This window comes from Clostridium sp. CTA-1, from assembly GCF_054768215.1.
On the sequence record NZ_BAAAAP010000029.1, the window covers coordinates 1 to 26,508 of the forward strand.

Genomic DNA, 26,508 nt, shown 5'->3' on the forward strand with positions numbered 1-26,508 from the left:
CCACTAAAGCTTATTAACAGAATTCTTAGGAGTTTTACTCCTTAGAAGTCGTTATCCTTTAGGGGAAATCGTTATCCAGGGACATAGCCGCTCTTTACTCCCACTTTGAAGAAGATGGGAGTATTAGAGCGGGTAGTCATCGGATAAATTATAAAGAACACAAAAAAGTAGTATAGGATTTTATAAAAAACAGTTAATGTTTAATGATTGAGAATTAATTAATAAGGTTTAAAAATGGGGGAGTTTATATGAAAAAAATACCTGTAAAAGAAGCAGTAGGATGTGTATTATGTCATGATATAACGCAGATAATTCCAGGGAAAATAAAGGATAGAGCTTTTAAAAAGGGGCATATAATTAGAGAAGAAGATGTGCCTGTATTACTATCTTTAGGAAAAGATCACATATACATATGGGAGAAAAAAGAAGGATATTTACATGAAAATGAGGCAGCAGAAAGACTTAAAAATTTATCAGCAGGGGATGGACTAGCCTTTTCAGAAGTAAAAGAGGGAAAAATAAATTTTATTGCAAATAGAGATGGAATTTTAAAAATAGATAAAGAACTTTTAATGGAATTAAATCTAATAGATGAGATTATGTTAGCTACAAGACATAACAATATGCCAGTTAAAAAAGGGGAAAAAGTAGCTGGCACAAGAGTAATTCCACTTGTAATTGATGAAAAAAAAATATTGGAAGCAGAAAAGCTGACCAAAGGTAAAAAAATAGTAAGTGTTAAGCCATATAAAAAATTAAAAGTAGGATTAGTTATTACAGGAAATGAGGTTTATTATGGAAGAATAAAAGATGCTTTTTCACCAGTAATAGAAGAAAAGATATCTAAATTTAATTGCGACATAATAGACAAGGTTATATTATCAGATAATCCAAAAATCATAACTGAAACTATAGAAAATTATATAGATAAAGGAGCAGATCTTATACTTTGCACAGGTGGCATGTCCGTAGATCCAGATGATACTACTCCAACAGCTATTAAAAATACTGGGGGAGAAATAATATCCTATGGAGCACCAGTGCTTCCAGGAGCAATGTTTTTAGTTGCATATAAGGATGATATTCCCATTTTAGGATTACCTGGTTGTGTAATGTATGCTAAAACAACTATTTTTGATTTAATTCTTCCAAGAGTAATTGCTGGAGAAAGAGTAACAAAAAGAGAATTAGCAGCATATGGACATGGAGGATTTTGTGCAGAATGTGAAGTCTGTAGATATCCCAACTGCAGCTTTGGTAAAGGATGGTAATATAGTTATTTTAAAATATGAAAATAAAGAAATAATTTTGCTATAATAGTATTTTTATTAAGTCACCATTAGAGGGAAAAATCTTCCTAAATATTATAATGTTTAGGAAGATTTATAATTATTGTTTAAGGTATATATACTTTTTTATTAAGTAGTTAAATTTTTCATTAATAATACTGCGATTATATTTAAAAAAATATAAAAGGGTGTATAAATTAATGCTGAAACATTAAGAAAAAATAACATTATAACAAGTAAACTTAAAAATAATAATATTAATTCGACCAATAAATTAACTTTTAATATTCCAGATATAAAACCTAGAATAAGACATATTATTGGATATCCCAAAAAAAGTAGTGATAAAAGTGAAGGATTATCTGGTTTATTATTTAAATTTAATATAATAGTTATTGGTAAAGTTAGAGAAATAAATGAGAGAATTAAAAATATACCATCCTTAGTTAAATTTTTTTTATTAATTTCAAAGTTCATTTAATGATCCCCCTATGAAGTAAATGTTTTCATATAATAATTATACCATTTAATACATAATAAGGTAAGGGATAAGAAATATGGCGGAATTTTATTGTAATTCAGTTGCAAAATAATACAAATTATTACTATTTAATATGATAATATATAAATTGTAATAAAATACAATTAATTATGTGCACTAATTAATCTGAATATTTCATTACTATGAAGAATAAAAGGGGTTTTGGTATGAATAAAAAAAATATTGGTATTATATTATTAGCAATTTCCATTTTTGCCATATCAAGTAGTAATGTTAAGGCTGCTGAAAATAATATGGAAGGAAAGCAGAAATATACTATTGAAGAAAAACAAGTTATAGAAAAAAACGATAAAGAAATGAAAGAATTAATTAATAACTGGGATAAAATAAAAGAAGCTACACCAGAAGAATTTATTAAAATAGAAAAAGAAAAGAAATCAAAGTTTAAACCTAATAATGTAAGATCCTTTAGTGCAGGAGATAATACTAATAGGACTCAAGAAGAATATCTTAGAGATTATGAAGATTTTTTAGGTGGATACGGAGATATTTTGATTACTCCTATGGGAAAATATGATAGTTTTACAGGACATGCTGGAATAGTGTGTGTTGATAATCAATATACTATTGAAGCTTACCCTATAGGAAAACAAGTAGAAGGAGTTCAACGAAGGGTAAATAATTGGAAAGATAGATATGATAAAGTTATACTTGCTGGGGTTAATGGGGCAGATGAGCCTCATTATAGAAATGCTATAAAATATGCAGAAGAAAAAATAGGCCTTGGATATAATTATAATATATTAAATAAATGGACCACAAATAGATTTTATTGCTCACAAATTGTTTGGAGAGCTTGGATGGAACAAGGATTTGATTTAGATAAAGATGGCGGAAGTGCTGTTCTTCCTAACGATCTAATAAGTGATAAATTACAAATATTAAAAGCATCTAAGTAAAAATAAATATTTAACTTATGAGTTTCTTTAGACTTATTTTTGTTATTAAAAGAGGATGTCTTAAAATAAAATAGATATTAAATCTATTTGGGACATCTTCTTTTTTTATTAAATCTATAAAAAGTTTGTTAAATCAGCCTTTATAAATATTTTTTATAAAAAATATTGTAGTTTAATATTAGTAAAGAATATGCTTAAAAGAGGTGAAACATTATGAAAAAAAAGCAGATATGCATATTAGTTTTATTAGGAATATTAATATTATTATCAAGTTTAGGAATACATTATTATAAGAATAATAAAGCTTTTATTGGCATACTTTTTTCTGATGCATCAACTAAAGACAGTGAACTAAAAATTTTAAATGAGAATTTCCATAATAAAAAAAGTATCAAATTAAATGCTATGGATGCTCCTATGGTATCATATATTAACAATTCAGTATATATTCCCACTTCTCTTGATAATAAATTGTTTTATATAGATAATAATTTAAAAGTATCTGAAGAAAAAGTAGATGATGGAGCAAGCTTTGTTAGAACTAAAAAAGATGGACAACTTATATTATTTAATCTTCCAAGAAATAAAATCAATGGGGATAATAATAGAGTGTATTTTTCTTGCAATAATAAAAAGAATGCACTTGATATTAAAAATTCCCTATTATTATGTGGAGATTTTGATAATAAATATATATATGTTGTAGGTGCAAAATTTGATAGTGATACGGATACAGAAACATATCTATTTATTATAGATAGATCTAATTTTAAATTGGTAGAGGAAAAGAAAATGCCTACTAATGTGAGAGTAATTTCAACAGAACTAATAGACAATAAATTATTTATCAGTGTTGATACAAAAGTAGATTATTTTTTATATTATGATATTTTAGATAAAAAAATAAAAAAAATTAATTATAATAAATTAATTAAAAATAATTTAGACATAAGTAAAATAGTTTATGATGACAATAATATATTTTTAGTTTCCCTTACAGGCGATATTGTCAAATTAGATAGAAAAAAACTTCTTATAATTGATGTTAAAACTCTATATAACAGAAGAATAATCGGTGCGGATATAAAAGATAATAAACTATACCTATTAAATAAAGATGAGGAAAATAGAAAAGTTGCTAGAGTAAATGTGCTTGATGCAAGTACTTTAAAACAAATAAAAGAAATATCAGTAGGACCTATAAGAAATACTATGCCTCAAGATATTTTCATTTATAAATAAGTATGTTCTTATTGCTTTTAAGGAAAAGGGAAATGATCTAAATTAAATATAAATTTTTATATTAAAACCAAATCAATAAAATTTTTAAAAGATAATAAGGTAATATTGATATTATCTTTTTTCTTATTACTTTTAAAACATGGAATAAATATTAATAAAAATTATACTTTTTAAAACTTAAACTGGCTTCCTTTGGTTTAAAACATAGAGAGATACGGCGTAAAAGGCATTGAATAAGAACTTCTTATTCAATGCCTTTATGACAATACATTCTTTTTAAAAATCAGGGGTTGCACAATTTTTAAAAGTACTGATTATTTATTATATATTAGTATCAATTAAAATTTATCAGGGTAGAATTCTTTAGCTAATTTCTTTACAGTTTGAGGAACTCTTTCACCAGGATATAATTCAGTTAATTCAACTTTTATAAATTTATTGTTTTTTATAGCATTTACATCCTTTAAAGCAGGGTTTGCTTTAAGGGCTTTAACTTTGTTTTCAAAAGTTTCTCCGCCGTTCCCAACAGAATATTCTAAAACCATTATTATGTCAGGATTTTTCTTTATTATCTCTTCCATAGATACTTCAGGATAAGTTTTATCTATATTTCCGAATATGTTTTCACCTTGAGCCAATGAAATTATTTCATTACTTATACCTTTTCCAATTACTACAGCTTTATCTGTTCCAGAATCATATCCTAAGACTTTAACTTTTTTATCAACATCTTTAATCTTATCTGTAGTTTCTTTTAAGTCTGCTTTTATTTTATTATTTACTTCTTTTGCCTTATCTTCTTTTCCAAATATTATTCCGAGATTATTAAAGTCTTCATATATAGAATCTATTGTTGCATTCGCTTCGCCAGATCTTGGAATATAAGCTTTTATCTTATTTTCATTTAACCAATCTATAGTACCAACACCTTTATCGTTAAAGCTGCTACCCCAACTTATTATAAAATCCACACCATTTGATAGTAGTTGCTCTTTAGATGGGTGAGTTTTACTCATAACGGTCACCTTATCATAAGCAGGTTTTAAAGATGGTAGTATATTGTTTTCAGCATAAGCTGTACCAGCCATTTGGTCCTGTAGTCCCATAGATAACATCATTTCTATCATGCAATTTGTTATAGCTAAAGCTTTTTTAGGTTTTTTGTCATAAGTCATTGAAAATTTGCTAACACTGTCATCATGTCTGCTAGTTTGTACAAAATCTAGTTTTAGTGGTTTATTAGCAGATTGTTCATTTTTACTACTTTCTTTATTTGTGCTAGTACTTTTTGAATTAGAACAACCAGTAACACCTCCTACTAATATTAATGTTGATAATGTTATAGCAATTAACTTTTTGTTCATAAATAAATCCTCCTAAATTCTTTACTTTGTTTTACATTAACAATCAATTATAAAGTGTGCATAAAATATAGTTAATTGTTAACTAAAGAAAGAAATATCACATGACAATACCGATTCTAACATGCACTGTAAAAAAAGGCAAATCATTACTGATAAATAAAAGTATTTTTAGAAAAAACAAATTAGAATCTTTCATCAAATTGAGTCGCCTTTTCAACAACATATCTCTTTTTAAAACAAGGGTAGAATAACTCTCTTTAAAATCCTAATTTTTTATTTGTAAGGTTTATTTAAGATTAGATTTAATAAGCTGTAAGTTAGTGAAACTATAATAATAATTGTTCCGAGGGAAAAAGATAAAAAATTATAAAATATAATGAACTTAATAAATTAGGAGGAAAAAGTATGATTGGTTGGGAGATAAAAAAAATAGCAAAATCAAAAATTGCTTTAATTGCAATGGCAATCTTTATTCTTTTAACATCCATAATGGCAATAGTAAAACCAACTTTGGAGGATGAAATAAAGCATGTAAATGAACAACATGAAACAGTTGTAGATAAAAGATCACCTATTGTAATTGGTAAAGAAAATTTTAATAAAAAAATTGATGGGTTAGTAGAAGCCTCTAAATCTAAAGGAAAAGATTCTATGGAAAAAAGGATGGCAGAGGATTCTAAAAAGAAAATAGAAAATATAAAAGATAATGAATATAAAGAGGTTAATTTTTGGAAAGTTTTTAGCTATAGAAGTACTCATTCAGTTGCTAGTTTCTTTATATTAATAATGATTATGTTAATTGTTAGTAATATTTATATTAATGAAAAGATATCATCCGTAGATAATTTGATTTTATCATCTAAAAATAAATTTAAATGCTTATACTCAAAAATGTTTTTAGCTATATTAATACCTGTTATATTTTATTCAGTATATTTAGGATTAGAATTTTTAATAAGTGTAATTCAATATGGTACACCAGTAAATGGAAATTTGCAAGCCTTTAGAATAGTGGATAATTTTATTCTTCTAAAGGGTGACCCAACAATAGTAAATTATGTTTTATCAAAAATTTCTGTAATGTATTTAGTATTAATAAGTATATCTTTAGTTATATTCTTATTTTCATCTACATTAAATAATTCTTTAGCAGTAATAAGTAGTGGAGCTGTATTTATTGTATTGGGTAAAGTATGCATGTTGTTAAAGTTCTTACCTAAAAAGCTATTAATGATATTAGACAAAGTTAATTATATTGATATGCTTAGTTATTTTGATATAAATATAGGAATGAACTGGGGCAATATATCTATAATGGGTAATAATTTTGATCTCATAAATTTTTCAATAGGAATAGTTGGTTTAATAATATTACTTAGTATTTTATTAATAATAATAAACTTTAAAAAATTTATAACTAATTAAATTGTATGGAGGAATGAAAAATGAATAAATTAGAAATAAAAAATTTAAATAAAAGATTTGGAGTAAAAAAGGCTACTGATGATATAACAATAACTTTAGAAAATGGAGTTTATGGATTATTAGGACCTAATGGAGCAGGAAAAACAACTTTAATGAAACAAATAACAACTTTATTAACACCAGATAGCGGAGAAATAATTTTCAATGGGAAAAATGTTAAAGAAAATGAAGATGAATATAGAGGATATATAGGATACCTACCACAGGATTTCGAAGCATATAAGAATTTTTCAGCTAAAGAATTTTTAAATTATATGGCAGCATTAAAGGGATTAGATAAAAGACAAGCTAAGGATAAAATTGATGAACTTTTACACTTAGTTGGATTATATGATGTTAGAAATAAAAAAGTAGGAAAATTTTCAGGTGGTATGAAAAGAAGAGTTGGAATTGCACAGGTTTTATTAAATGATCCTAAAATAATGGTATTAGATGAACCTACAGCAGGATTAGATCCACAAGAAAGAAGCAGATTTAGAAATCTTATAGCAGATATATCAAGAGATAAAATAATAATTTTATCTACTCACATAATTTCAGATATTGAATCTGTAGCTAAAGAGACAATAATGATAAAAAATGGTGCACTTTTAATGCAAGGAACCCATGAAGATATATTACGAGGTATGAAAAATAGGGTATATGTAATAAGAACTAAAGATGAAAGAGAAATTGCACAAATACAACAAAAATATAAAATAGTTAATTTCCAAAGGGGAATAGACCATACTGAAGTTAGAGTCGTGTCAGAAACAATACCTAGTTTTAAGGATGTAGATATTGCTACTCCAAAATTTGAAGATGTATATATGTTTTACTTTGATTTAGAAGATACTAAGGAGGTTTAATTCATGGGAAGAATTATAAAATTTGAAATGAAAAAAATGTTATTAAGATTAGGAGTTATAATTCCTTGGATTTTAGTAGCCATGCTTTCAACAATTTTATTGGGTACTGCAGGAAATGATGTTGTTGAAATTTATGCAAGTGTATTTGATAAAAGTTATGGTATAGCTCCATTAATAGGGTTATTAACTTTTACAATTGTTTCAGGATCCTATACTAAAGAATATGATAATAATATGGTAGGACTTATAAATAGTACAGAGAATGGTAAGAGGAATATAGTAAAAGCTAAAGCAATAGCAGCTGGAATATCTACTTCTATAGTTAATCTATCAATTATTTTAATAATATATTTAAGTGCCTTAAGAAAAACTGGTGGAAATGGATTAGATCTTCCATTAAAATCATTATGGTATTTTGAGAAGAGCGGATCAAATATTAAAGTTTATCAAATGATGATTCTTATGATTTTAACTATAATAGTAGGATCTTTTATATTTGCACAAATTGGATTGTATTTGTCATCAATAAGTAAATCAGCAGTTATACCATTTATATTCGGTGGATTAATAATGGGAGTACCTTACTTATTAGAAGGATTTCTTGTACGCGCAGGTAATAAGGGGAGTTTTTTACCTTATACACCACTTTGGGGAATGTATTCTTCTCAAATTGTAAGACATAACGCTTCTATGGGTATGGCATTAGGAACTTTAGCATTAATATTTGTAATTGTTATGACTGTATTATCAAAAGCAAGTAATAAGGCCTTTTCAAAATAAAAAATTATGTTTTAAAAAATATTTAATTTTAATATTGTAAAAATAAAAATACACTAATAAACAGACTCCTTTCCCTAAGCAGTTAAAAGGCTTACTCATATGTTTATTACGTGTATTTTTTTATCTTTTCTTACATTAAAATTAAATCTATTTTAGTGTAACAGAGATTTATAATTTTTATACTGTGCATAAGCACTGCTATGGATCGTAGTAAATTTTTATCCTAAAAAATAAGGATTTCGCTTAAAGGATAAGAACTACAATAAAAAGAAACAAAGTTTCTAAAAGCTTTGTTTATAAAATTCATATGGAGACAAGGAATTATTTTAAACAAATTCCAATTCAACATAAGGATTATTTGTTGCAGATTTTATAAAAATATGTTGTTACGGTTTAATATAATTGATATAATGTTTAAAATTTTGTTATACTAAAAATAAGTTTGTTATAATAAATTTAAGCTAATAAAAATTTAAATTTATACTAAATTTAAAAAGAAAAAGAGGGAGTTACATGGATACAATATCTCTAAATAATAAAAAAATACTAATAATTGATGACGAAGAGGATATAGTTAGATTAATAAGAACAGTACTTAAAAAAGAAGGATTCCAAAATATATATTATGCTACAAACTTAGAAGATGGGTTAAAAGAGTTTAATAAAGTAGAACCAGATATTTTAATTTTAGATGTTATGCTACCAGATGGGGAAGGGTATGAATTATGTAAAACCATAAGAGCTAAATCTAAGGTACCTATATTATTTTTATCTGCTAAGGGTGAAGAAATAGATAAAATATTAGGATTTGCTATAGGGGGAGATGATTATATAACTAAGCCTTTCAGTACAAAGGAATTAGCTTATAGAGTAAAAGCCCATTTAAGAAGATATTCTTATGTAGATGAAGTTAAGGAAGAAAAAAATATTTTATCCTTTGGGCCCTTTGAGCTAAATATAAGTAAGGCAGAATTTAAAAGAGATGGGGAAATTATAGAATTAAAACCTAAAGAACTAGCATTAATAACTTTTTTTGCAAAACATCCAAATCAAATAATAAGTAAAGAAAAAATTTGTGATAATGTTTGGGGGGAAGATTATTATGGATTTGACAATACAATAATGGTCCACATTAGAAGACTTAGAGAAAAAATTGAAAAAGAGCCATCAAGACCAGAATATTTAATAAATGTTAAAGGATTAGGATACAAATTGGTGATAAAAAATGAAAAATAATATGAAGTGGAGAATTACAGGCAGATTTTTAGTAACAGTTATTTGCGTAGTTATAACTGTAGTCATAATAAATATTGTATCTTTAATTGGACTCGCAATTTATAGAAATGCTAATGAGATTAGCTCTAAAAAATATAAAATTGAAGATTCAGTTAGAAATTTTTCTTCGAATATTAAAGAAGCAGATAATAAAATATATATTGATGATAAAGGCAAAGCTATATTAGATAGTAACAATGGTTGGATACAGATTGTAGATGCTAACAATAATGAAGTTTATAGTTATAAAAAGCCTTCTTATATAAAAAATAAACCAACTGCTGCAGAAATAGTAAATTTACATAAATATAAAACTTCTGATAAACAAAATGAATTGTCTACTAATTTTGTAGCTGAAAAAGATATAGGAAATAAAAGATTAACTTATATTATAGGATTTCAGGATAATGACATAACCAAATATGTAATTACTACTAGGAACTCAGAAGTAATCCAACTTATAAAATCTGCTACAATAATAATTATTATTGTAGATGGAATTATAGCCTTAATTTTTGGATACCTTTTTATTAGAAAATTAACTAATCCCTTAGGGGAGATATTGCTGGGCGTAAAAAAATTAGAAAATGAAGAATATGATTTATATTATGAGCCTAAAGGAATGTATAATGATTTATATTATAGTTTAAATAATTTATCAGATAGATTACAAGAGAATAAAAGGAATAGAAAAAAGCTAGATAATATGAGAGAAGAATGGATCTCAAACATTTCTCATGATATAAAAACCCCATTAGCTTCTATTCAAGGCTATGCAGAAATAATAAAAGATGAAGATTATGATTTTACAAAAGAGGAAATAGGAGAGTATGCTGAAATAATAGAAAATAAATCTAAATATATTAAAGAATTAGTAGAAGATTTAAATCTATCTACTAGACTAAAAAATAATACTTTAAATTTAAATAAGGAAAAGATTAATTTAGCTAATTTGATAAAGGATATTATAATAGATATATTAAATGATACTAGATATGAAAATAGGGAAATAGATTTTCACTGTGAGAATGACAATATTGAAATAAATGGAGACAAAATTCTTATAAGAAGGGCTATAATTAATATTTTATTTAATGCTATTGTGCACAATAGTGAAGATGTAAAGATAGATGTTACACTAAAAAAACGGGATAAGATAAGTATAATTATTGAAGACAATGGTAGGGGAATAAAAGGAGAAGAGTTAAATAGAATTTTTGATAGATATTATAGAGGAACTAATACAGGAGAGAGACATAAAGGTTCTGGATTAGGAATGGCTATATCAAAAGAAACAATTGTTGCCCATGGGGGGGATATAACAATCGAAAGTGAACTAGGCAAAGGAACCAAAGTAAATATATTAATATAATTAAGAAAATAAATATATAGAAAAATAATTAGAATACTTTATTTGTGAACTAATATTTAAGCGTGAAATAAACAGGAAGTTTATTTAGCTCTGTTGCTACAGGACGTGGCATTAGAGCGTTAGCTTAAATATTAGGGCACAAATATTAGTATTCTTTATTTTTATAGCTATTTATTGATTAAAAATGCTTTTTATTTTAATTGAGTTAAGCTTTATTTACAACAAGTTAAATAGCTTACATTTAATTTGTTATTATATGGATTTCTATATATATGAGCTTCTACTTCAAAAACTTCTCTAAACATTTCCTCTGTAAATATTTCTTCTACAGAGCCCTTTGCAACTATACTACCATTTTTCATTACATATATATAATCACAAAAAGTAGCGGCCATATTCATATCATGAAGGGTTGTAAAAGTTGTAATATCCAAATGTCTTAACATATGAATTATTTGAAGTTGATATTTTATATCTAAATGGTTAGTAGGTTCATCTAAAACTATAAGCTCTGTATTTTGGCACAAAGCCATAGCTATCATAACCCTTTGTTTTTCACCACCAGATAAACTTAAAAAACTTCTATTGGTGCATTCCTCAAGGCCTACATTTTTTAGAGATTTTTCTATAAATTTTTCATCTTCTTCATCTACACTGGCAAATCGATTGTTGGAAGAAAATCTTCCCATAGCTACTATTTCTTTCACACTAAAATCAAACTCTAATGAATGTTCTTGCATAACTACAGCCATAAGTCTAGAAAGTTCTTTATTTTTCATTCCATAGATATTTTTATCATCTATATACACAGATCCTTCTTTAGGAGTTAAATATCTGTATATATTTTTTAATAATGTAGTTTTTCCGCAGCCATTTGGGCCTATTAATCCAACAAAATGGTTCTTCTCTACATTTAAATCTATTCCACGTAAAAGTTCTTTCGAACCTATATCATATTTTATACCTTCTAATTTTAGTTTCATTTACTTACCTCCAAATCTATAGGTGCTCTTTTGCATTAAATATAGGAAGAAAGGACCTCCTAGAAATGCAGTTATTACTCCTATAGGAATTTCTTCTGGAGATAATACGGTTCTAGCTATAGTATCTGTAATTACCATTAATATTGATCCTATTACAATACCAAAAGGTATTAATTTTTTATGAGAGGAGCCAACCATTTGTCTTGCTATATGAGGAACTATAAGGCCTACAAATCCAATTACTCCTGTAAAAGCTACTATAGTACCTGTTAAAAGTGTAGAAGCTATCATTATAAATCTAATTATAAATTTAGTATTTATACCTATATTTTTTGCTACGGCTTCACCTAACAGCATAGCATCTAAATCTTTATATAATAACATACTTAAAATAGCGGTTATAACCATTATTACAAGAGAAAACTTTACCTGATTATAGTTTGCTCCTGCTAAACTACCAATAGTCCAAAATACTGCGCTTTTAACTAAGCTATCATTTTTGGCAAATGTTATTATAAAGTTTGTTACTGCAGTAAATATAGAAGATACAGCAACTCCAGTTAATATCAATTTAGTTTTAGAATATACTTTACTTACTCCGGATATTTTAAATACCATAATAGATGCGATTAGAGCACCTAAAAATGCTCCCAAGGCTATTCCAAGATGTCCAAAAGAACTTAAAACACCTAATATTATAGATAGTGTAGCCCCTGCAGATGCTCCAGAGGATATACCTAATATGTATGGATCTGCCAGTGAGTTTCTAGTTAAAGTTTGCATTAAAATTCCCACAAGGGCTAAAGCACCACCAGAAACTATAGCTAGAAGCAATCTTGGAAGTCTTAATTTAAAAACTATATTATCAATATTATTTGGCCAATCTTTAGCAAAAATTTCTTTGTTTAATATGTTATTTATAAGGGATTTAAAGGTTACACCTACATCTATTTTTACAGAACCAAAGGTTATACAAACAGTAGTTATTATAAACAAGGCTATAATTAATAGAATAAATTTTAAAGTGCAATTATTTTTGCACTTTAAAGTTTTTTTATTATTATTCATTTTTATCACCAACTAAAATTTATCTGGGTAGAATTCTTTAGCTAATTTATTTACAGTTTTAGGAACTCTTACACCAGGATATAATTCAGTTAATTCAACTTTTATAAACTTGTTGTTTTTTATAGCATTTACATCCTTTAAAGCAGGATTTGCTTTAAGAGCTTTAACCTTGTTTTCAAAGGTATCTCCACCGTTTCCAACAGAATACTCTAAAACCATTATTACATCTGGATTTCTTTTTATTATTTCTTCCATAGATACTTCAGGGTAATCTTTTTTCATATCGCCGAAGACATTTTCACCCTGTGCAAGTTTAATTATTTCGTTATTTATACCTTTTCCAACAACTACAGCTTTATCTTTTCCAGAGTCATATCCTAAAACTTTTACTTTTTTATCAACGTTTTTAATTTTGTCCGTAGTTTCTTTTAGTTCTGATTTCATTTTTTCTGTTAATTCTTTAGCTTTATCTTCCTTGCCAAAGATTATTCCAAGATTTTTAAAATCTTCATAGATAGAATCAACCGTTGCATCTGGACTTACAGATCTTGGAATATAAGCTTTTATTTTATTTTCGTTTAACCAGTCTATACTACCAACACCTTTATCATTGAAGTCGCCACCCCAACCTATTATAAAGTCAACTCCATTTGATAGTATTTGTTCTTTAGATGGATAAGTTTTACTCATAACGGGTACCTTATCATAGGCAGGTTTTAAATCTGGTAGTATATTGTTTTCTGCGTATGCAGTACCAGCCATTTTGTCTTGTAATCCCATAGATAACATCATTTCGATCATACAATTTGTTACCGCTAAAGATTTTTCTGGTTTTTTATCATAAACCATTGAAAATTTGTTTGCACTATCATCATGTCTACTAGTTTGTACAAAATCTAGTTTTAGTGGCTTATCAGCAGATTGTTCAGTTTTAGTACTGTCACTATTTGTGCTAGTACTTTTATTAGAGCAACCAGTAATACCTCCTACCAATACTAATGTAGATAATGTGATAGCAATTAATTTTTTGTTCATAAAAATTCCTCCCAAAAACCTTTACTTTGTTTTTTGATTAACAATCAATCATAAAATGTGTGCATAAAATATAATTAATCGTCAATAAATGACAGGAATTTTACATTGCCAAAAATAATTTTATCATAGCAGATAAGAAGTATCAACCCATTGCTTTATCATAGGAAAGCAATGGGTTATTAAAATAATTTAATAAGTTATCCTAACTTATTTTAACTTAAATTTGTCATAGTGATAGTAAATAAAATATGAAATATTTTTAAATTAATTAGTAAAGTTATTGTTGAAAAATAACAGCTTGAAATAGTATAAATAAAAGGACCTCTAAGTTTCAGATAGAATTTTTACTTCCAGTAAAGCTTAGAAAATGATAGCCCACTTTAATACTTATACTTTTAAGAGGATGGAAGTATTAGAGTGACTAGTAATCAGTCATCAAATAAATGAAATATTTTAAAAAAGGGTAAAAATAAAAACTCCAGTAAAAATAAGGTATTTACTGGAGTCTTTAGGTTAAATTTTAAATTATAATAATTGTATGAGTTATTATAATATTAGAAGGCTTATTTTAATGAATTTGATATTTCTGTAAATATAACTCCTAATCCATAAGCACCTGCATCTGGGTAACCAATACTTCTTTCACCAACTGTGCCTGCTCTACCCATACGTGCTACTATTTCTTCAGTCATTTTTGCACCTTTAACTGCTGCAGCGGCACCTTTTTGGAAGGCTTCATGGATAGAAGTATTGTTATTAGCACTTTCACTCCACAAATCAGCACAAGGAACTAATGCATCAATTAAAGTTTTATCTCCAACTACTGCTCCTCTTCCAAAAGAACGTTCTCCTGTAGCTTGTATTCCTTTTACTGCTGCTTGCATCATTTCAGCAAAATCTGAAACTGATAATTCTTTTTTATCTCCGACCTTTTTTCCAGCGGATCTAAATGCTGATCCCCATATTGGACCTGATGCTCCACCACAATGCTCCATAATTATTAAAGAGCATTCGTTTAAGAATTTACCAATAGTCATATTATCTTCTTTAAGTATAGCTTTCCATTCTCTTTTTAATTGTTTAAAGCCTTTTGCTACACTCATACCAAAATCACCATCACCAGCATGAGAATCTAATTCACAGAAATGAACTTCATTTGCTATTATTACTTCACTCATCTTATCTATAATATAAATCATATTATCTAAAGTGATTTTTTCATCTTTAATTTCACTGTGACAATCACATGTTTCTAAATCAAAAGTAACTTCTTTTATAGCATCATTATTGTTTTCTAAAGCTATATATTCAACCGGTTCAACTGGTCCTGAAACTTTAAATGCAGGAGTGTCACTTTCTTTTGATAATAACTCTTTAAGCTCTTTATCTAGTTTCATAATAGATACTGAAGCACCTTCCATATCTATACTAGTCATATAGTTTCCTACAAATATTCTATTTATCTTTATATTTCTCTTTGCAAGCTCAGCAGTAACTGAATTATTAAAAAGATATAATTCTTGTAGAGGGGTAGCACCAAAACCATTAATTAATAATGCGACTTCTTCATTATTTGATCCATCTATTTTCATGTCTTTTAATATGGAATCAACAATTTTTTTAGCTAATTCATCTGCTGTAGCAATCTTTTCTCTCACTATTCCAGGTTCACCGTGGATTCCAACACCGAATTCCATCTCATCTTCTGCTAATTGAAAAGTTGGAGTTCTTTTAGCAGGAACTGTACAAGATGATAATGCAAAACCTAAACTTCTAACATTAGCTATGGCTTTTTCGGCAATTGATTTAACTTCTTCTAAAGATAAACCTAATTCGGCAGCTGCACCGGCTATTTTATGCACTAGTACGGTACCAGCAACCCCTCTGCGTCCTACAGTATATAAACTATCCTCAACAGCTATATCATCATCAACTTTTACATAATCAACTTTAATACCATCTTCACTAGCTAAATGTGCGGCATTTTTAAAGTTCATAATGTCTCCACTATAATTTTTTATGATTAATAAAGTTCCTTTTTCACTGGCTGTAGCTTTTATAGCTTTATACACTTGAATTTGGGATGGAGAAGCAAACACATCTCCGCATACTGCTGCATCCAGCATTCCTTTTCCAATAAATCCGGCATGAGCTGGTTCGTGACCACTTCCACCACCACTAATTAAGCTAACTTTATTTTTGTTTATATTCTTTTTTTTCATTATTTTATATTTTCTAACAAACTCTAATTCTGGATGTGCCATAGCTATTCCATTACACATTTCCATAACTACAGTTTCAGGTTTATTTATTATTTTTTTCATATTTACACCTCTATTTATTTGATTTATATTTTTTACCTAATGTATCTGCTGTTATTATTGCTGCGGCCACTGCTTCTGGAGTTACCTTAAACGGCATAGAGTGCATTGATTCTTCTTCTATACAAGATTTTTTAGCTACTTCCATAAGTTCTTCATCAGTAATACTGTCTACACCAATATCTTCTAAACAAACAGGAAGTCCAATTTCTAAGCAGAAGTTTATTACTTCGTCGATTTCTTCTTTTGGTGCATTTTCAAGAACTAATTGAGCAATTGTTCCAAAGGCAACTTTTTCTCCATGAAAGTATTTATGAGTTCCCTCTAGTATAGTTAATCCATCATGGATTGCATGAGCAGCTGCTAAACCAGCACTTTCAAAACCTAGGCCTGATAAAAGAATATTTGTTTCTATTATGTTTTCTAATGCTTGTGTTACTAAATTACAATCTGATGCTATTTTTGCTTTTACACCATCTTCTAGTAATGTTTTATAACAAGCTTTTGCAAGTGTTAATGCTGTGTTAGTTCCTTTTGCTGGTGGACATAATCCTTCTCTAACACCACAAGGTAAACCTGCATTAACATTTGAAAAAGAATTTGAAGTTGCTCTTGCTTCGAAATATGTTGATAATGCATCACCCATTCCTGAAACTAAGAATCTTGTTGGAGCATTTGCAATAACTGTAGTATCTATTAAAATTACAGTTGGACTTTGCCAGAAATAAGCGTAATCATCAAAGGAACCGTCTGGTGTGTAAAGTACAGCAGAGTGACTAGTTGGGGCATCTGTAGCTGCTATTGTTGGAACAATTATTAGTGAATTACCTTTAGCAACACATTTTGCTGTATCGATAGCTTTACCACCACCAAGTCCTATAGTGCATGCACATTTATTATTTTTTGCAATTTCTTGTAATCTTGCAACTTCTTCTCTTGAACATTCTCCACAGAATTCACTTTCTACAAAAGTAATTCCAAATTTTTTGGCAGTTGAATCTAATTTATCTTTAACACGCTTTATATCATCTTTGTGAGCTATTAATAGAGCTGATTCCCCAAAGCTCTTTACAAAATAACCTAAGTTTAATAATTCATCTTCACCTTGAACATATTTAGTTGGACAAATAAATGCTTTTCTCATTATAATCTCCCCTTAATTTGTAAAAATATTTTTATTTTTTAACTTGTCTTTATTGTAATATCGTTTACATAAATATGCATTGGACTTACATGACAAAAAATTATGATTAAAAATCGTATTTTTTTGTGGTTGAGTAAATTTGTTGTAATTTCATATCTTTTCATTGTTTAAAATGGGATATATGTAAAAATATTAAAGGGTAAATATGTAAAAGGTTACAATTGAGAGGAAATATTCAGAATATATAAAAAAGGGAAAAAATAAAAAAGACTTAATTTTAAAGACAAAAAATACATTTATAAACTACTTTAGTTTGTTAAGAAATTCTAAATTAGTAGGTTCATTAAATGTATTTTATATATTAAAATTAAATCTATTATAGGTAATGTATGAAGAATATTTTTTTGCTTTTTCAATGATTTATATATATAAATATAAATAGGATATTTTAATACTTTTTAATTCTTATAGTAATTTGTATATAGAAAGTGTTACATATTAATATTTTTTAATTTTTTTTACAGTATTTTCTATATACAAAAGGGGTTACACCTTCATATTTTTTGAATATTTTTATAAAATAGCCTGTTTCGTTAAAGCCAAGTTCATCACTGATTTCATTTACATGCATATCTGTTTCTTCTAATAAGTTTTTTGCCCAATCTATTTTTAGATTAGAAACAAAGCTTGAAAAGCTTTTTCCTGTTTCTTTTGCAAATAGCCTACTAAAATAACTAGGACTTATATGGCAAACCTCTGCCATTTTTTTTGCAGTAATATTTTCGCTTTTATGATTATAGATATACTCAATAGCAGGCTTTAATGTATTGCTTACTGAAATATCTAAATTATCACTTGAAAGATTTTCTTTTACATAAGAATTTAGTAAAGCATTAGATATTTCTTTTTTTGCATGTTCAATATTTTTCATTGTATATCCTGTTAAGGTGTTTGAATCTATTTTTGATTCAGACGTTACAGTTTTTTGATATATTTCTGAAATTAAATTTTTATTTAAAGCTTCTTCTACTAAATAATTGCATAAAGAAAATAACATATTAGCTATTTCTTTCACTTCTTTTAATGATAAAACAGGAATTTCATCATAATATTCTTTAAATTCTTCTAAGGCGTGTCTAGCTATAGAATTTTTAGGTGTTATAACTATTTGTTCTAAAAAATCTGAAGCATTATAATCAGATAGTTTTATTTGCCCAGCCATAATTGCTCCAATATATTTGCCATCTACAATTATTGGAATTGCTATATCCACTATATTATAATGACATAAATATATGTATGGTTTATTTAAACGAACTGCTTCTAATCCACCCCTTGAATCACATTTTTGACAATACTTGACAAGATGTGGATTTGATCTTACTGCGCTGCAAAACCTATTACAACCACTATGTTTTGTAACTGGATTTCCCTTATAATCCACGATTATTATAGCTGCCTTAGTAACTAATGATAAAGAGTCCTGTAGTTTAACCCATTTTTTTAGATCTATGACCTTATCTAAATTCAAATTTTCCTTAATCAATTTTATTTGCTCCCATAAACTCATTATATATTAACAAAATAACTCTATATAATTAATTATTTTAATTATATAAAGTACTTTTTTGTAATGAATGTATCATTGTATTATATTTTATCATAACATTATAAATCATAAAATTATATTTATATATTATGTGTGTTTTAATTATAGATTTATAGTTTAAAATCAATTAATTTTAAAAATACTTAAAGTAATTAATTGTGGATTAAATGCTTTTATGAGTAAATATATACATTATATTGAAATTAATATTTATAATGTATACAATTAAGCTATGATTTAATACATATTTGTAAAATAGTGCAAGGGTTATTTATATTCTACGTTGATTGGAGAGATATACATATGGATATGATTTTTGAGCTAGGAAAAGTAAATGATATTGATGAATTAGAACAGCTTTATAACGATTTGAACGACTATTTAGAAAAAGGAGTAAACTATCCTGGATGGATAAAGGGTATATATCCAGTTAGGCAAAATGCAATTGATGGAATTAAACATGGTAATCTATATGTATTAAAATATAATAGAAAAATTATTGGTTCTGTTATCTTGAGCCATGAGCCTGAATCTGCATATCATAAAGCTAAATGGGAATTTGAGTTTGACTATTCAGATGTTTTCGTTGTATATACATTTGTAGTGCATCCTAAATTTTTGAAATGTGGTGTAGGAAAATCATTAATGGATTTTTCTATTGAACACAGTATTAAGTTAGGAGCTAAATCAATTAGGTTGGATGTTTACGAAGGCAATATACCTGCCATTAAGCTATATGAAAAATGTGGTTTTAAATATATTGATACAGTTGACTTAGGACTTGGAAACTATGGGTTAAACTGGTTTAGATTATACGAAAAAATGCTGTGAGATAATGAGCATAAATATATATATGAAAGGTTGTGTTTGTTATTAAAAAGAAAAGAAAGATATATTTGATTATACTTATCTTAATAATACCTATATCATTTATATATTACCAAAAAGTTAATAATAAAGTTAATAACATTAATAAATATATACATGTCTATGATGTAGTAAAAGAAGCCTTTCTAACAGATGGAGGGTATTCTGATAAATTGTCCAAGCATATATCAAAGGAAGTGTTTGAATATATAAATATATATGATACTTATGATGTAAATGATCCTGAATATAAGAAGCCTTTTAAAGTAGATTTCAAATTAAGAGAGGACTCTCAAAAGAAAATAAATAATAAAGTTTATGTAAAAATGAACTATTCAGTTGAAATAAAAGATTCACAAAATAAAGTGATAGGAGGCCCAAGGGATATATACCAATAACTCTTACTGTTAAAGTCACAGGAGATAGTTGGTATATCATTGAAGAAGAACCTGCATAAATTTAAACTACCATCTAGTATATATTTGTAGATAAATGCGTAGCAAGTTTAATAGAGTAATTGAAAGGTTATTTTATAATTATCGGGGGTGAAACTTTTGAAGGGAATTAAGAACATTTTATTAGGAATTGCAATAATTTTAATTGGAGGCTTTTTTATTATAAGTGAAGATAGTAGTTTGGGTGGATATGGTGAATTAATTGTTTTGATAATAGGACTTGCTCAATGTATACGGGGTGTTAGAATGAATGATTGAGCGTTGAATAACAGCATAACATTCATTTATAGTTGTGACGGGAACATTCTTAAGTTATGACTTATTTAAAAGTTAATTGGCACAAGAGGCATGCTAGTGAGGGCTAAAATGATTGCAAACAATATGTTTTTGAAAAGTAAGGAGGAACTTACAATGAACATAAGAATGTATAAATCAGAGGATTGTAGAGAAATCGTAGAATTATTTTATAATACTGTTCATTCAATAAATTCAAGGGATTATAGCCTTGAACAACTTGATGTATGGGCACCTAAAGAAATTGATATTGCTTTATGGGATAAATCTCTTTCACAACATTATTCTATTGTGGCTGAGGAAAACGGTGTTATCATAGGATTTGGAGATTTAGATGCAACTGGATATCTTGATAGACTATATGTTCATAAGGATTATCAAGGTATTGGTGTAGCAACTACAATTGCTAGTGAGTTAGAAAGTTATGCACAGGAAAATCATATCAGTATTGTAACAACTAATGCCTCTATTACAGCCAAACCTTTTTTCAAGAAACGAGGTTATGAGGTTGTAAAAGAACAATATGTTCAACGGAATGGACAATTTTTAAAAAATTTTATTATGAAGAAGGTCTTAAGATAATGATCATAGTATAATAAAATTAGGATTTAGTACATATTTGTGTTTAATTATAAATATATTCATGAAGATAAAAATGGAATAAATACAAACAAGATATTTTGAAAATGTAGATTTATTTATGGATGAAATAATTAGTTTTTTAGGCGATTAAGATGTACTTGTAAAATAAAAAGAAGTAAAGTTTATCTACGTAATAGGGGGATACCATGGAAATTAAAATAATAAAAGAGAATAAAAAGAGTTTTTTAGATTTATTACTTTTAGCAGATGAGCAAGAAAGTATGATTGATAAATATTTAAACCGTGGGGAAATGTTTGCTTTATATGATGGAGATTTAAAAAGTATTTGTGTAGTAACCAATGAAGAGGAAGGCATATATGAGATAAAGAATTTAGCAACATATGAAAAATATCAGGGACAAGGGTATGGAAGCCAGTTAATTAAGTATGTATTTGAATATCATAAGGATAAATGCAAAATAATGCTTGTAGGGACTGGAGATAGCCCATTGACGATTCCCTTTTATAAGCATTGTGGATTTAAAATTTCTCATAGAGTTAAAAATTTTTTTATTGATAATTATGATCATCCTATTTATGAAAATGGAGTTCAACTAATTGATATGGTTTATTTAAAAAAAGATTTCTAAAGATTTTGAGAATAATCCTTATTAAATTTGTGTTCATTGTTCTTATTTTTATAATTATGGACAAAGTTATAACAATAGGCTATATACATAAAATAGTGTAAAAAGAAAGGAAGTGAGTATTTAGTAGGGTTGTGTACTTGTAATACACTCTCTAACTAAAGATAAATTATGTTTAGATTTAATACGAAAGAAGCCAAATGGTTTTTTGAACCTAAGAATTATTTAATTGAAGAGGATAAGGTTGAAATAATAACAGAGCCTAACACTGATTTTTGGCAAAGAACTTATTATGGATTTAGAAATGATAATGCTCATATTCTTTATGTTACAACAGATGAAAAATATTTTTCCTTTACAGTAAAGACAGATTTTAATAGCACAGCATTGTTTGATCAATGTGGACTTGCCATTTATCAAAATAGCGAAAATTGGGCAAAGGCATGCATTGAATTTCATGATAATAATACTTCATGGCTTGGAAGTGTTGTAACTAATCAAGGATATTCTGATTGGGCAACTATGGATATTGGATCATCTGTAAAATCTATGTGGTATAGGTTAAGTAGGAGAGGAAGTGATTACTGTTTTGAAAATTCCTTTGATGGTGTAAACTTTAAGCAAATGAGAATTTTTCACTTATTTGAAGGAGCAAAAGAAATTAATTTTGGTTTGCTTGCATGTTCGCCAAGCAAAAATTCTTTTAAAGCTACATTTACTGAAATAAAAGTAACAGATTGTCTATGGGGAGAACACAAAGCATAATTTTAGGAAGGGATGATATGAACATATAATACTGCTCCTTATATGACATAATGTTGTCATAATTGATTTGATATTATATAAACAAGAAAATTATAATATTAAGGGGGCAATACAAAAATGGATATTGAAAGAATGTATAATAAAGAACCATTACCAACCTATGATGAAATGAGATGTTTTATTGGTAATAGTGCAGTAAAAAACTTTGATAAAATAGTTACCTTTATTGAGGAAAATTATGACTTTAATAAAGAAATACATTATGGTGGAAAAAATTATGGAGTACTGATAAGGTTTAGGAGAAGTGGCAAAACACTGTTATCATTATTCCCAGAAAAAAATGGTTTTTCTTGTGTTCTTGTATATGGTAAAAAAGAGATTGAACAATTTGAAAGTAGAAGAGATGAATTTAGTGATTATATGAAGCGAATTTTTAATGATACTAAGCATTATCATGATGGGAAATGGTTATTAATAAGGATTCAAGATGATAAATATATAAATGAATTAATAGAAATGATAAAAATTAAGAAAAAACCAAAGAAAAAACATATTGAATAAGTGAGAGTATGCTTTTGAAATAGAATTGTAGTATACAAACTAACTTATGCAGGCTATTAAGTTGTGTTAAGTAATTATGAAAAAATAGCTTTAAAAATCATACAATTACTATTTGTAAGTTTTTGATATTGATTTTTCTCTTATTTCTGGGAAGTAATGATTTTTGCTGAAACTATTATATTTCGATAGGTTGAGAAAACAGAAATATAAAAATTGTAAGGAGTGATTTAATGCAAGATATAAAAAGTTATACAATTTTAAATAACGGAGTAAAAATGCCATGGCTTGGATTTGGTACTTATAAGGCTGAAAATGGAAATATAGTTATTCAGTCAGTAAAAGAAGCACTTAGAATTGGATACCGTCATATAGATACTGCTTCTTATTATGGTAATGAAGAGGGAGTTGGCACCGCAATAAAAGAAAGTGGAATTCCTAGAGAAGAGATATTTTTAGTAAGTAAAGTTTGGAACTCAGATCAAGGTTATGAAAAAACTTTAAGATCCTTCGAAAATTCTATAAAAAAACTTGGCACAGACTATCTTGATCTATATTTAGTTCATTGGCCTCAATCTTTGACTAAAGAAACATGGAAGGCTTTAGAAAAACTTTATAAAGAAGGACGTGTAAAAGCTATTGGAGTAAGTAATTTTTTAGTTGATCACTTAAAGTGGTTATTAGAAGATGTTGAAATTATGCCAATGGTAAATCAGGTAGAATTCCATCCTCAGCTTATTCAAAAGGAGCTAATGGAATTCTGCAGCAAAAATAATATACAGTTAGAAGCATGGTCCCCATTAATGAGAGGTAAAGTATTCGAAATTGAACTTTTACAGGATCTTGCTAAAAAATATGAGAAAACAATATCTCAAATTGTACTAAGATGGGATTTACAAATGAGTGTAGTTACTATTCCTAAATCAGTAACTCCATCAAGAATAAAAGAGAATGCAGATATATTTGATTTTGAAATAAGTAAAGAAGATATGGATAGAATTCAACAATTAGACAAGGGATTAAGGGCAGGATCAGATCCTAATAAAGTTTTCCCATGTTCCAATATATCTAAATAAATATTGTATAAAATTAATATTTTTAGTCTATATAATGAATAAAAGTTATACTATGAAAAAGTTTTAGATAATAGGGGGATGAATATGGCTTCGAATATAGAATTTGTAGAATACGTTTGTGATCAAATAGGTGACGCTGGGAATATAACTTATAAGAAAATGTTTGGTGATTACGGAGTTTATTGTAATAACAAAATAATAGGATTAATATGCGATAATCAATTTTTCTTAAGGATAACAAAGGCAGGTAGAGATTTATTAAATGAAGTCATAGAAGCACCTGCTTATGAAGGTGCCAAGCCCTCATTTCTTATTGAATCCTTAGATAATAGGGAATATTTAAATAAAATTGTGTTTGCAACTTATAAAGAACTTCCTATGCCAAAATCTAAAAAGAAAAGAATTAAAAATAGTTAAATTAAAATTTACAATTTAAACAATTATAGTATTATTTAGCATAATTTCTTATCAATAATATAATATTTTATAATTATATATCTAAAGAGAATAGAGTCTGGATATAAAAGAATAATTATATATTTTAGGTGCTTAAGAAAGAAGCATTAAGAACCATGTTTATATAATAATTTTTAGATAGGAGAGAATAAGAAATGTTTAGTTATGATACCCTGGAAAATATAGGTATTGAAAAGTTGCACGAGACATTTTTAAATGCATTTTCTGATTATCAAGTAAAAATGGATTTACCTATTTTAAAATTTCAATATATGCTTCAACGAAGAGGTTATGTTGCTAAAGCCTCTATAGGGGCATTTAATGATGAGACATTAGTTGGATTCGTTTTAAATGGAGTGAGAAATTGGGATGGGAAATTAACTGCTTATGATACAGGAACAGGTGTTATAGAAACTTATAGAAAACAAGGCATAACAAGTAATATGCTACTAAATGTAAGACAATTATTTAAAGAAATGGGAGTAGAGCAGTATTTACTTGAAGTAATTCAATCAAATACATCTGCACTTCAACTTTATAAAAAACAAGGCTTTAAGATTTTAAGGGATTTTGAATGTTTTCATTTAGATAAAAATAAATATAATCCTATAACAACTTATAAGGTTGAACATGTTAATACGATTAATTCAAATGATTGGAGAGAACTAACAGAGTTTTGGGACTTCGTACCATCTTGGCAGAACTCTATTGATTCCATTAATGTTGTATCAGATGCATTCATATATTCTATTGTACGGTTGGATGATAATATTGTTGGCTACGGAGTTATTGATAAGAAAACAGGAGATATTCCACAAATAGCAGTAAACAAAAATTACAGACGTAAAGGAATTGCAAGGAGTATCCTTACAGATTTAATGAAAAATACAGAATCATATAATATTAATGTTATAAATGTAGATGGAGAATCTAGATCTATGAAAGATTTTTTACTGAAATTAGGATTTGAATGTGGAGTTAGTCAATATGAAATGATTTTAAAATTATAACTTTTATTAAAGTCTTTATTGAAAAGCTAAAAATAGCCTTTTCAAAGTGTATCGAGATTTTTATAAAATAGAGTAATATTTATATTAGCTTTATGACGAAAAAGTCATAAAGCTTTTTTAATATTGACATATACAGTTAAACTGTATATAGTAAAAGTATATAGTTCAACTGTACACCTGTAAAATGTATAATTGGAGGAATTTATGAATAGAAATAAAAATTTACCACTAACAGAAACAACATATTATATTCTTTTAGCATTATTAGAGCCTGGTTATGGCTATATTATAATGGAAAAAGTTGAAGAATTAAGTAACTATCAAGTTAAGATAGCAGCGGGAACTCTTTATGGAGCCATTGAAAATTTGTTGAAACAAAAACTAATAAAATTTGTAGGTACAGAAGATAATAGGCGAAAAGTTTATGTGATTACTGAAAAGGGAAAAGAAATTTTGCTTTTGGACATTGAAAGAATGCATCATATGATTAACATAGCAGAAAGTAAATTTGGGGGGAATTAA

At 27.3% G+C, this 26,508-nt stretch carries 27 protein-coding genes; 19 read left to right on the forward strand and 8 right to left on the reverse strand.

What is annotated here, in order from left to right; all coding sequences use genetic code 11:
- Nucleotides 1–248 precede the first annotated feature (248 nt).
- Entirely contained in the window at nucleotides 249–1,271 is a 1,023-nt protein-coding gene (locus tag ACYUEW_RS16770) for a molybdopterin-binding protein (RefSeq protein ID WP_265203633.1), read from the forward strand.
- Between the two features lie 147 nt (nucleotides 1,272–1,418).
- Here the strand turns inward: ACYUEW_RS16770 and ACYUEW_RS16775 are convergent, their stop codons facing one another.
- On the reverse strand, nucleotides 1,419–1,766 hold the full coding sequence (locus ACYUEW_RS16775) for a hypothetical protein (protein WP_003489249.1): 348 nt from the start codon (nucleotides 1,764–1,766) through the stop codon (nucleotides 1,419–1,421).
- Between the two features lie 231 nt (nucleotides 1,767–1,997).
- Here ACYUEW_RS16775 and ACYUEW_RS16780 point away from each other — a divergent pair, with 231 nt between their 5' ends.
- Together ACYUEW_RS16780 and ACYUEW_RS16785 are read left to right on the forward strand one after the other, a co-directional pair.
- Nucleotides 1,998–2,750 carry a YiiX/YebB-like N1pC/P60 family cysteine hydrolase gene (locus tag ACYUEW_RS16780; protein WP_042386356.1) on the forward strand — a complete coding sequence of 251 codons (753 nt, stop codon included), beginning with the start codon at nucleotides 1,998–2,000 and terminating at the stop codon, nucleotides 2,748–2,750.
- Nucleotides 2,751–2,963: 213 nt separating this feature from the next.
- Nucleotides 2,964–3,992 (forward strand): hypothetical protein, encoded by a 1,029-nt coding sequence (locus ACYUEW_RS16785; protein ID WP_265203634.1) that lies wholly within the window; start codon nucleotides 2,964–2,966, stop codon nucleotides 3,990–3,992.
- 338 nt (nucleotides 3,993–4,330) lie between these two features.
- Here the strand turns inward: ACYUEW_RS16785 and ACYUEW_RS16790 are convergent, their stop codons facing one another.
- Entirely contained in the window at nucleotides 4,331–5,356 is a 1,026-nt protein-coding gene (locus ACYUEW_RS16790; protein ID WP_265203635.1) for an ABC transporter substrate-binding protein, read from the reverse strand.
- Nucleotides 5,357–5,761: 405 nt separating this feature from the next.
- Here ACYUEW_RS16790 and ACYUEW_RS16795 point away from each other — a divergent pair, with 405 nt between their 5' ends.
- The 5 genes from ACYUEW_RS16795 to ACYUEW_RS16815 all read left to right on the forward strand — a co-directional run bounded on the left by ACYUEW_RS16795 (nucleotide 5,762) and on the right by ACYUEW_RS16815 (nucleotide 11,116).
- Nucleotides 5,762–6,781 (forward strand): hypothetical protein, encoded by a 1,020-nt coding sequence (locus ACYUEW_RS16795; protein WP_265203636.1) that lies wholly within the window; start codon nucleotides 5,762–5,764, stop codon nucleotides 6,779–6,781.
- A 20-nt stretch (nucleotides 6,782–6,801) separates the two neighbouring features.
- Entirely contained in the window at nucleotides 6,802–7,689 is an 888-nt protein-coding gene (locus tag ACYUEW_RS16800; protein WP_265203638.1) for an ABC transporter ATP-binding protein, read from the forward strand.
- Nucleotides 7,690–7,692: 3 nt separating this feature from the next.
- Complete coding sequence (locus ACYUEW_RS16805) at nucleotides 7,693–8,469, forward strand: hypothetical protein (RefSeq protein ID WP_265203639.1); 777 nt, start codon at nucleotides 7,693–7,695, stop codon at nucleotides 8,467–8,469.
- A 513-nt stretch (nucleotides 8,470–8,982) separates the two neighbouring features.
- Nucleotides 8,983–9,705 carry a response regulator transcription factor gene (locus tag ACYUEW_RS16810; protein WP_003489267.1) on the forward strand — a complete coding sequence of 241 codons (723 nt, stop codon included), beginning with the start codon at nucleotides 8,983–8,985 and terminating at the stop codon, nucleotides 9,703–9,705.
- Nucleotides 9,695–11,116, forward strand: a complete 1,422-nt coding sequence (locus ACYUEW_RS16815) for a sensor histidine kinase (protein WP_265204265.1) — start codon at nucleotides 9,695–9,697, stop codon at nucleotides 11,114–11,116. The genes ACYUEW_RS16810 and ACYUEW_RS16815 overlap by 11 nt, the downstream gene beginning before the upstream one ends.
- Nucleotides 11,117–11,328: 212 nt before the next feature.
- Here ACYUEW_RS16815 and ACYUEW_RS16820 read toward each other — a convergent pair whose 3' ends face one another.
- From ACYUEW_RS16820 to ACYUEW_RS16845, 6 genes are all read right to left on the reverse strand, one after another.
- Complete coding sequence (locus ACYUEW_RS16820) at nucleotides 11,329–12,099, reverse strand: ABC transporter ATP-binding protein (protein WP_265204264.1); 771 nt, start codon at nucleotides 12,097–12,099, stop codon at nucleotides 11,329–11,331.
- Nucleotides 12,100–13,167, reverse strand: a complete 1,068-nt coding sequence (locus tag ACYUEW_RS16825; protein ID WP_265204263.1) for a FecCD family ABC transporter permease — start codon at nucleotides 13,165–13,167, stop codon at nucleotides 12,100–12,102.
- Between the two features lie 12 nt (nucleotides 13,168–13,179).
- A complete protein-coding gene (locus ACYUEW_RS16830; RefSeq protein ID WP_085333198.1) occupies nucleotides 13,180–14,202 on the reverse strand; it encodes an ABC transporter substrate-binding protein in 1,023 nt (340 codons plus the stop codon).
- Nucleotides 14,203–14,765: 563 nt separating this feature from the next.
- Nucleotides 14,766–16,526 (reverse strand): dihydroxyacetone kinase subunit DhaK, encoded by a 1,761-nt coding sequence (dhaK, locus tag ACYUEW_RS16835; protein ID WP_265204262.1) that lies wholly within the window; start codon nucleotides 16,524–16,526, stop codon nucleotides 14,766–14,768.
- Between the two features lie 10 nt (nucleotides 16,527–16,536).
- Nucleotides 16,537–17,667, reverse strand: a complete 1,131-nt coding sequence (locus ACYUEW_RS16840; protein ID WP_003489279.1) for a glycerol dehydrogenase — start codon at nucleotides 17,665–17,667, stop codon at nucleotides 16,537–16,539.
- A gap of 508 nt (nucleotides 17,668–18,175) precedes the next feature.
- The gene (locus ACYUEW_RS16845; protein WP_257412132.1) at nucleotides 18,176–19,213 is read right to left on the reverse strand and encodes a PocR ligand-binding domain-containing protein; all 1,038 of its coding nucleotides are present in this window, start codon (nucleotides 19,211–19,213) and stop codon (nucleotides 18,176–18,178) included.
- A gap of 366 nt (nucleotides 19,214–19,579) precedes the next feature.
- On the opposite strand from ACYUEW_RS16845, the gene ACYUEW_RS16850 reads away from it, so the two are divergent.
- From ACYUEW_RS16850 to ACYUEW_RS16900, 11 genes are all read left to right on the forward strand, one after another.
- The gene (locus ACYUEW_RS16850; protein WP_460277413.1) at nucleotides 19,580–20,107 is read left to right on the forward strand and encodes a GNAT family N-acetyltransferase; all 528 of its coding nucleotides are present in this window, start codon (nucleotides 19,580–19,582) and stop codon (nucleotides 20,105–20,107) included.
- Nucleotides 20,108–20,172: 65 nt separating this feature from the next.
- On the forward strand, nucleotides 20,173–20,541 hold the full coding sequence (locus tag ACYUEW_RS16855) for a hypothetical protein (protein ID WP_460277415.1): 369 nt from the start codon (nucleotides 20,173–20,175) through the stop codon (nucleotides 20,539–20,541).
- Nucleotides 20,542–20,697: 156 nt separating this feature from the next.
- Nucleotides 20,698–20,856, forward strand: a complete 159-nt coding sequence (locus ACYUEW_RS16860) for a hypothetical protein (protein ID WP_003360897.1) — start codon at nucleotides 20,698–20,700, stop codon at nucleotides 20,854–20,856.
- A 153-nt stretch (nucleotides 20,857–21,009) separates the two neighbouring features.
- Complete coding sequence (locus ACYUEW_RS16865) at nucleotides 21,010–21,474, forward strand: GNAT family N-acetyltransferase (protein WP_257412152.1); 465 nt, start codon at nucleotides 21,010–21,012, stop codon at nucleotides 21,472–21,474.
- Between the two features lie 206 nt (nucleotides 21,475–21,680).
- On the forward strand, nucleotides 21,681–22,124 hold the full coding sequence (locus ACYUEW_RS16870) for a GNAT family N-acetyltransferase (protein WP_434306537.1): 444 nt from the start codon (nucleotides 21,681–21,683) through the stop codon (nucleotides 22,122–22,124).
- A 168-nt stretch (nucleotides 22,125–22,292) separates the two neighbouring features.
- Nucleotides 22,293–22,886 carry a DUF1349 domain-containing protein gene (locus ACYUEW_RS16875; protein WP_460277418.1) on the forward strand — a complete coding sequence of 198 codons (594 nt, stop codon included), beginning with the start codon at nucleotides 22,293–22,295 and terminating at the stop codon, nucleotides 22,884–22,886.
- Between the two features lie 117 nt (nucleotides 22,887–23,003).
- On the forward strand, nucleotides 23,004–23,447 hold the full coding sequence (locus ACYUEW_RS16880) for a DUF3788 domain-containing protein (RefSeq protein ID WP_460277420.1): 444 nt from the start codon (nucleotides 23,004–23,006) through the stop codon (nucleotides 23,445–23,447).
- A 230-nt stretch (nucleotides 23,448–23,677) separates the two neighbouring features.
- Entirely contained in the window at nucleotides 23,678–24,520 is an 843-nt protein-coding gene (locus ACYUEW_RS16885) for an aldo/keto reductase (protein ID WP_460277422.1), read from the forward strand.
- 84 nt (nucleotides 24,521–24,604) lie between these two features.
- Nucleotides 24,605–24,937 (forward strand): TfoX/Sxy family protein, encoded by a 333-nt coding sequence (locus ACYUEW_RS16890; RefSeq protein ID WP_003489295.1) that lies wholly within the window; start codon nucleotides 24,605–24,607, stop codon nucleotides 24,935–24,937.
- Between the two features lie 194 nt (nucleotides 24,938–25,131).
- Nucleotides 25,132–25,986, forward strand: coding sequence for a GNAT family N-acetyltransferase (locus ACYUEW_RS16895; protein ID WP_163243761.1), 855 nt, complete (start codon nucleotides 25,132–25,134; stop codon nucleotides 25,984–25,986).
- 204 nt (nucleotides 25,987–26,190) lie between these two features.
- Nucleotides 26,191–26,508, forward strand: a complete 318-nt coding sequence (locus ACYUEW_RS16900) for a PadR family transcriptional regulator (RefSeq protein ID WP_003492437.1) — start codon at nucleotides 26,191–26,193, stop codon at nucleotides 26,506–26,508.